Origin of the sequence: Brevibacterium rongguiense (assembly GCF_009857845.1) — a bacterium.
GTDB lineage: Bacteria > Actinomycetota > Actinomycetes > Actinomycetales > Brevibacteriaceae > Brevibacterium > Brevibacterium rongguiense.
In genome coordinates this window covers 46,158-53,109 of the sequence record NZ_WWEQ01000018.1, presented here as the reverse complement: position 1 = coordinate 53,109, position 6,952 = coordinate 46,158, and the positions used below count along the sequence as shown (strand labels likewise).

At 66.6% G+C, this 6,952-nt stretch carries 9 protein-coding genes; 4 read left to right on the top strand and 5 right to left on the bottom strand.

The window, feature by feature from the left end; genetic code table 11:
- Positions 1 to 372 precede the first annotated feature (372 nt).
- Complete coding sequence (locus GSY69_RS06040) at positions 373 to 759, bottom strand: hypothetical protein (protein ID WP_160952973.1); 387 nt, start codon at positions 757 to 759, stop codon at positions 373 to 375.
- A gap of 403 nt (positions 760 to 1,162) precedes the next feature.
- On the opposite strand from GSY69_RS06040, the gene GSY69_RS06035 reads away from it, so the two are divergent.
- Complete coding sequence (locus GSY69_RS06035; protein WP_160952972.1) at positions 1,163 to 1,831, top strand: hypothetical protein; 669 nt, start codon at positions 1,163 to 1,165, stop codon at positions 1,829 to 1,831.
- A 343-nt stretch (positions 1,832 to 2,174) separates the two neighbouring features.
- Here GSY69_RS06035 and GSY69_RS06030 read toward each other — a convergent pair whose 3' ends face one another.
- The gene (locus GSY69_RS06030) at positions 2,175 to 2,678 is read right to left on the bottom strand and encodes a hypothetical protein (RefSeq protein ID WP_160952971.1); all 504 of its coding nucleotides are present in this window, start codon (positions 2,676 to 2,678) and stop codon (positions 2,175 to 2,177) included.
- A gap of 250 nt (positions 2,679 to 2,928) precedes the next feature.
- Here GSY69_RS06030 and GSY69_RS06025 point away from each other — a divergent pair, with 250 nt between their 5' ends.
- Positions 2,929 to 3,171 carry a hypothetical protein gene (locus tag GSY69_RS06025; protein ID WP_160952970.1) on the top strand — a complete coding sequence of 81 codons (243 nt, stop codon included), beginning with the start codon at positions 2,929 to 2,931 and terminating at the stop codon, positions 3,169 to 3,171.
- 576 nt (positions 3,172 to 3,747) lie between these two features.
- On the opposite strand, the gene GSY69_RS14525 is transcribed toward GSY69_RS06025, so the two are convergent.
- The 3 genes from GSY69_RS14525 to GSY69_RS06010 all read right to left on the bottom strand — a co-directional run bounded on the left by GSY69_RS14525 (position 3,748) and on the right by GSY69_RS06010 (position 5,225).
- Positions 3,748 to 4,083: a hypothetical protein gene (locus GSY69_RS14525; protein WP_235936328.1), complete on the bottom strand. Its 336-nt coding sequence runs from the start codon at positions 4,081 to 4,083 to the stop codon at positions 3,748 to 3,750.
- A 53-nt stretch (positions 4,084 to 4,136) separates the two neighbouring features.
- The gene (locus GSY69_RS06015) at positions 4,137 to 4,376 is read right to left on the bottom strand and encodes a hypothetical protein (RefSeq protein ID WP_160952969.1); all 240 of its coding nucleotides are present in this window, start codon (positions 4,374 to 4,376) and stop codon (positions 4,137 to 4,139) included.
- Between the two features lie 84 nt (positions 4,377 to 4,460).
- Positions 4,461 to 5,225 (bottom strand): alpha/beta hydrolase, encoded by a 765-nt coding sequence (locus GSY69_RS06010; protein WP_160952968.1) that lies wholly within the window; start codon positions 5,223 to 5,225, stop codon positions 4,461 to 4,463.
- 158 nt (positions 5,226 to 5,383) lie between these two features.
- Here GSY69_RS06010 and GSY69_RS06005 point away from each other — a divergent pair, with 158 nt between their 5' ends.
- Together GSY69_RS06005 and GSY69_RS06000 are read left to right on the top strand one after the other, a co-directional pair.
- Entirely contained in the window at positions 5,384 to 6,178 is a 795-nt protein-coding gene (locus GSY69_RS06005; RefSeq protein ID WP_160952967.1) for a YceI family protein, read from the top strand.
- A gap of 326 nt (positions 6,179 to 6,504) precedes the next feature.
- Positions 6,505 to 6,906: a hypothetical protein gene (locus tag GSY69_RS06000; protein ID WP_160952966.1), complete on the top strand. Its 402-nt coding sequence runs from the start codon at positions 6,505 to 6,507 to the stop codon at positions 6,904 to 6,906.
- Positions 6,907 to 6,952: the final 46 nt, after the last annotated feature.

The window sequence follows — 6,952 nt, the reverse complement described above, 5'->3', positions numbered from 1 at the left end:
CCTACCACCGCCGCCGGCGTCAGGCCCGCCTGGGCCGATTGACCCCCATCGAATACGAGACCATCATGAACCCGACCGTCACCCTGGCGGCCTAAACCAAGCTGACACCTGATCGTGCATCAGTCCCCTTCGGCCCAGTGGCGGAGTCGAGATACGTAGTGGAGTCGAATGTTGACTGTGCTTTCCGCGCGTGCGAGAGTGAAGGTGCGGTAAAAGTCGGCGATGAGCTGGTCGTGTGGAGGCATATCGAATCTGTTGGGTCGGTGAATATCACGAGTCCGCAAAGCTGGTGAGTTGATTGTGTAGGGCGCGGTGCACCCGTGGTCGGTCAGTTCTGCGAGCGATTATGGGACGGGCTACCGATTGCCGCTTTCACGATTCGTAGTTGACCAGTTCGGGGCCGTCCTTGTCCTGGCGCTTGAGAAGTGTAGGAACGATGAAGCTTGCGAACCAGAGGATGCCGGCGGTGACTGCCACGGAAATGGCTGAGTCGGCGTGAAGCATCAAGTGAGAGAGGAGTGCGATTGCGGTGGTAGCGAAGGCAACGACGCGAAACAATGAGACCACGGTTCCCAGTGGATCGAGAGCGAGGCTGACCAACAGTGTGACGCCGATGCGCAGAACGACACCAATGATGGCCACGATCACGGCGATGAAGCATACGAAAATCAAACCCAATGCCGTCTCCCTTTCAGAGTGATCCAGGTCATTTGCATGGTACTGCTGGTACTGGAATTTCGGTAGCGCGGCACTGTTCACGCTGTATTTGCCTGTGCGTCGACGCGTGGTGTGGTCTTACTGCTGGAGAAGATGGTCAGGGGAATGACTGTGTGACGCAGATCGCGGAACTCATAACCCGCGGGTCGTGGGTTCGATCCCCACGGGGCCCACCCGTTCGAAGCCTCCCGGTAGGTTCGGAGGTACGTCCTGGCACCGCTCAACCCCATGTGGCCAAGGTCTGGCGAGTTTACGCCGACGGTTTCCGAGCCAAGGCAACGTGTGACGGCTACGCGTTCATAGCGTTTCGTCGCATGGAAAAACTGGCACTCCTGGAGGGATAGACAAATATGTTCGCGAGAAGACCGGGGACACCAAGTGGGAAATGTGGGTTCACGGGCCGGACGGGGTTCACTGATTGCACCCGTGTCAGTCGATAACGACGGTGCAGAACGAGCAGGTTCGCGTTAGAGGGAAGCTCGCCCGCAACCCGCGGGGACGGGTCTTCGTTCGCGCGGTCGAGCCTCGGGACCAGGCCGCCGGCAACTCGGTGGGCGGTGGCGAGCCAGGCGAAGATGTCGATTTCGTCGAGGAGGCGGCACTCGAGGCGAAATGGGTGCAGGTCGAGGGGCTGCCCGGCGTCGAGAAACTGACGAGTCCCTGGGTCTCCATCACGGGGTTTGTTAACCGCAGTTGCACGGCGGGCTCTGCCGGGCCAACGGTCATGGAGGGCGTTGTAGACGCTCACCCGCGCCCCGACGAGCTGATGCGGGAGCGGTTGGAGCTGGTCGTGGGCGAATTCGCTGCTCTGGAGTTGAGCGACCTCGCCTGGGCAACTCGTGTCACGATTGCCGATCGCAGCAGCCAACGTGATATCACGCGGCATGTCGACGAACTCGAGCGGTACTCCAAGACCGTCGATCACGATGGCGTAATCGATTGTGACGTGTCCGGCGGTGGAGGGTATGTCGGCGGGGTCGGCTTCTGTGTGAACTATGCGGTCCCGATCGTCACCGATGAACTGCGCGAGTACTTGAAGACCGTGAATGCAAAGGTCGCGCTGGTTCCCATCGTGCAGCGCAGGAGGGCAGGGGGAGCCGGGCGTTCACATTGAACTGACCGGGGATGTTGATCGACAGCGATCTGTCTACCGGTTGTTGAGTGGCGGGTGGTCCGAAGCGCGGGACTGTGGCGCTTGGCTTGCGCTGTTCGAACGCAGGAAAGCGCTCCAGGCGGCGTTGACGTGCGGTTAGTCGCGTAAGTGGGCCATGGCCACGAGGTACAGGGTGTTGATTGGGACATCGTCGGTCGGCATGAGATCGACAAGTTCGCCTGCGCCCTCGCTGCACCGCCGACGACGAACAGCTGGGCGGACTCACCGCGGGTGGCGAGTTCATCACTGACCTTGGCGAAAAGCGCGCGCAGCTCGCGGCCGCCAAGTGCTGGGGGCGACTGGCTCATGCGCGCGACAGGCCGGCAGTGGAGGTGTAGACGCCGCGGCTGGCGAATGCTGCGGGGCTTTCGGCGTCGGCCTCGGCACGCATGAACGCCACCGGCAGGTCGGCGTACCACCGTGCGGTGGTGCGGGCAGGATCGAAGACCCATGCCGGGGGCGTCCATCCGTCGCGCTCGGCAAGCCAGGCGGCAAGCACTGCAAACGCCGCGTCGATTTCCACCGCCCCGGTTGCTGGGGGAACGGGCGTGAAGAACTGGGCCGCCAGTTCCACGCCCCCACCGCGCAGCAGGGAGCGGTACGTGTCGAGGGCCTGCATGACCGCGAAGCGCCACATGATCTCGGGCCCCTCGCCCTCCTCGGCGAGGGTGCGGGCATCGCGCGCGGCATCGGTGACGGTCGACACGAGGTAGCTGGTACCGGTGGGGCCATCTGTATCCGGCACTGCCAGACTCAGTTGAAGAAGCTCGGAGGGGTCGGGGGGTGTGCCCTGGAAGATCCCGGTCATGTCGCACTCGATCCGTTCAGCACCTGGGGATGGTGATCCTCCAAGGGTACGAGACGCCACGCTGGTGGGGGCTTTGTTATTCGGTTCTTGCAGTCGGTGGCGCGGAGTTCCAGGATTTCGCCTCGAAGGCCCAGACATAGACACATCGGCCGCAGACCTCCCCAGAAGCGACAGGATCTGCAACGATGGCAGGCCACTTCCACACACACCGGTGCTTCCGGTGATGACGCGATCACCTCAAGGAGATTCGGTGCACATGGTCTCGGGGCAGACGGATTCCCCAACAGGGGGCGACAGCAGGCGTCGACACCTTCAGACGTTTGGTCTCAAGGCCCTGGCGCTGATCCCCATCGCCCTTCTGGGGTGGTTGCTCGGGATGAACGGTCCCGTGGGTGCTGCTGCACCGCTCATCATCCTCGTCGGTGGAGTCGTCATCCTCGCTGTCGACGGGGTTCTGAGCTATCGAACAGAGAAGCGCGCTTCTCGTCGCTGATTGTGTGCGAGTGCGCGCCCACCGTGAAGACATTGCGTAGCAACCTGTGACATCCACGGCTCCTCGCAGATACGGTGGTCGGCAATTCGTGCCGGGACAGATGAACATGAGCGGCGCAGGCAACATGTGGAAAATGCGGTTTTCCGCAGGGGCGGGGGTGAGTGAGTGCACCGTGACCCTCACTGCTGACGGTCCCTGCCGGGAGCAGGTTCGCCTTCGGGGGAGGCTCGCCCGCGATTCGCGTGGGTGAGTCCTCGTCCGTGGGTCTCCCTCACAGGGTTCGTCGACCGCAGCTGCACGTCGGGCTCTGCCAATCCAACGGTCCTGGACTGTGTCGTCGACGCGCACCCGCGTTCCGACGCTCTCATGCGCGAGCAGCTGGAAATCGTCTTAGGTGACTTTGCTCCCCTCGAACTGAGTGAACTCGCTTGGGCAACGCGCGCCACGATCGACGAGAGGCGAGAACAGCAGCGACCGGGACATCACGCGCCATGTCGAAGATCTTGAGCGGTTTTCCGCAACCGTCGATCGTGATGGCGTCGGCGAACGCCAGCGCTTTGCATTCGCTGGGCGTCGTCAGCCGACCAACATCCAGACGAGAGCCGCGGCATGTGCGACCGCCAGGCCCGCGGGCCCATAGGTCTTCATCCGGTCGCGGATGGTGACCCCCACGACCGTGTCGAACGCCTGAACGAGGATCATCGCCAGCGCGATCGCGACGATGAACGCAGGCCTCGCGGCGACTAGCGCTGCGATTGCGGTGATGAGCAGTGCCAGGCTGCGCGCCAGCCCGTACTTCGAGGCCGTGCGAGCGGCCCCCGTGGAACCGCGCAGTCCCGCGAACGCGAACCCGGCGCTCACACCTGCGCTGATGAGCGTCACTGCGGCACAGGTCCAGGCTGCGAAGGTCATGCGCTCACTGTACGTGCGGATCCTGGGTTGGACGGCGCAGACGGCGCCGGTGCTCACCGCCTCCCCGACCGCCTGACCCGCGCGATCACCACCGCTGCGGCCCAGACGATGAGGATGAGCGCTCCCAGGAGCATGAAGCACTCGCCGAAGAGCGCCAGCACTCCGGCGCCGATGTTCGCCCCGGCCGCTGGCTCGCCGGCGGGCTCGTGGCCGTTCCACCAGTACGCGCCGGCCAGCATCGCGATGCCGAGTGCCGCCGTGGCGGAGGCGCTGATGAGTGCGGTCTTGTGCACGGCAATCGCCTCCCTTGCCGTTCTACCGTAGCGCGCGCGGCCCGCACCCGGCACTCGCGCGCGGCCCAGGATGGCTGTCTGTGCTCAGCCGCGCACCCGGCCTGCGAGCTGCGACGCCGCCTGCACCACGGCCGTGTCCATCGCCGCGTCCGCGATCGTCGCCTCCCCGTCGCCGCGCTGGTGCCCGTAGTCGCCGAAGCTCGCGTGGTTGGCGCCCTCGATCTGCGTCATGACGGCGCCCGCGGGAAGGTTCGGCCGGTGCTCGGCGATCTTCTGCGGTGTCGAGAGGCCATCGTCGCTGCCGGCCAGGCTCGTGACCGGCAAGGACGAACCGGAGAGGTCGTTCGCGCAGTAGGAGCCGAACAGCAGCAGCGCCTGCGCGTCCTCCGCCGATTGGCAGGCCCGGACGCCGCCCAGCGAGTGCCCGCCCACGATCCAGGCACGCACCTCGGGTGCGGCGGAGGTGAACGCGTCCAGACCGCGGCGGTCGAACAGCGCCATGCCCAGCCAGGGCCTGGCGATGACGACGGTCATGTGCTGCTGCGTCACGAGCCCCGCCAGGCGGGCCGCATAGCTGCGCGGATCCACCTTGGCACCTGGGTAGAACACGAGGCCCACCGCTGTCCCGCGCTCGTCCACCGGTCGCATGGCATACGCCGCCGAGGTCTGGCTCACCCCGATCCGCTCGTCGTGCTCCACCCGCTCGAGGGGACCGGCCTCGGGGCCCATGACGCCGATCTGCGTCCATGCGACGAGCGCAATCCCTGCGACGATGACGAGCGCGAGCAGCGCGGCGAGGCAGCGGCGCAGGAGGCTGTGCCGGCGCACGCGAGTGGGGGAGTCGGCCATCGACTCGATTCTCCCACGACCGCGGCCGCGACGCGGTCGCGTCGGGGCGGCACTCGCGAGCCCCGCACTTTCAGGCCAAGCATCGCTCGGTGCGGGCCGCAGGTCCGGCCTAGCCGCCGCACAGCTGAGACATAGTCCAAATTTCTACCGTTTGGGGCATGGATACCGAGCGAACCCCCGCAGACCCCGGACCCCAGGACGACCGGCCCGGCGGCCACGGCCAGCCGGGCGCCCACCGCGCCGGCGCCACCGCCGCGGTCGCCCGCCGCCCCTGGTACGCCAGGCCGCTGACCTGGATCATCACCGTGCTCGCGGTCATCGCCGTGGTCGTCGCCGCGATCATCGGCGTGCGCATCTACGCCGACAGCCAGAACTCCAATGCCCCGGCCGCCTTCTCCTCCCAGAGCGCAACGGACCAGGGCCAGGCCGGCGACATCTCCGGCAGCTGGAAGACCGCCGACGGCTCGCAGGCCGGTTACCGGGTGGGCGAGGTGCTCAACGGCGAGGACGTGACCGTCGTGGGCCGCACCGAGGACGTCGAGGGCGACATCACGATCGACGGGACCTCCCTCAAGCAGGGCTCGACGATCACCGTGGACCTCAGCACGGTCACCACCGACGAGGACCGCCGCGACAAGTACTTCACCTCGAAGGCCGTGGACACCTCGCAATACCCCGACGCCACGTTCACCGTCGATTCGGACACTGACCTCGCGGCGCTCGCCTCCGACGGCTCGGCCGAGGTGGAGGTCCCCGGCACCCTGGAGATCAACGGCAAGAAGCAGGACGCCACGGTCACCATGAAGGCCAGCAGGTCCGACGACGGGCTGACGGTCACCGGGTCCACCGCCGTGACGTGGGAGGACTACGGCGTCAAGGCGCCGGACATGGGCTTCGTCTCCGTCGAGGACTCCGGGTCCATCGAGTTCTCGCTCAACCTCGAACAGGCCTGAGCGCACCGTCCCCCGACCGCGCGCGCCTGCGAAGACCGCGCAGTCGCCTGCACCGCCAGCACCCCAGCGCGGGCGGCGCGTGCGCCCGCACCCGGCACGCACCTCGGCTTCGGTTGCCCGGAGGCCGAGGCGCATGCCGGGTCGGCGCGCAGGTTCGCGCCCACGCGCCTGCTCCGCCCCCGCGCCTGCTCACAGCACCGCGGTCACGTGCGCTCCGGCCACTCGCGAGCGGCCTCGCCCGCTCGCGTCCGGCCCGGGTGCAAGAATGGGGGAGAGTCGGCCGCGCTCAGCGGCCGCGACAGCGGTCCACTCGAAAGGACAAGAACATGAGCCTGGGAACGGCAATTATGCGCGGCGTCACCGGCGCCTGGATCCTCAACTCCGCCTACGGCAAGGTCGGCATGGACGAAGAGACCGCCAAGGGCATGCAGGGCAGGGCCCAGACGGGCATCCCGGACCTGAAGAAGCTCACGCCGGAGCAGTTCAAGAAGTTCATCATCGGCGGCGAGTTCGCGGTGGGCGGCGCGCTGCTCGCGCCCTTCATCCCCAACCGCCTCGCCGGCGCGGTGCTCGGCGGCTTCGCCGCCGGCATGCTCAGCATGTACTTCCGCAACCCGTCGATGACCGAGTCCGATGGTGTGCGCTGGACCCACGACGGCACGACTCTGGCCAAGGACATGTGGCTCGGCGCGATTGCCGCGAGCCTCCTGGTCGACGGCAAGAAGTAAGCGGCGGCAGCCCCCGCTGCCAGCCGGCACGAGCCCGGCACGCGAG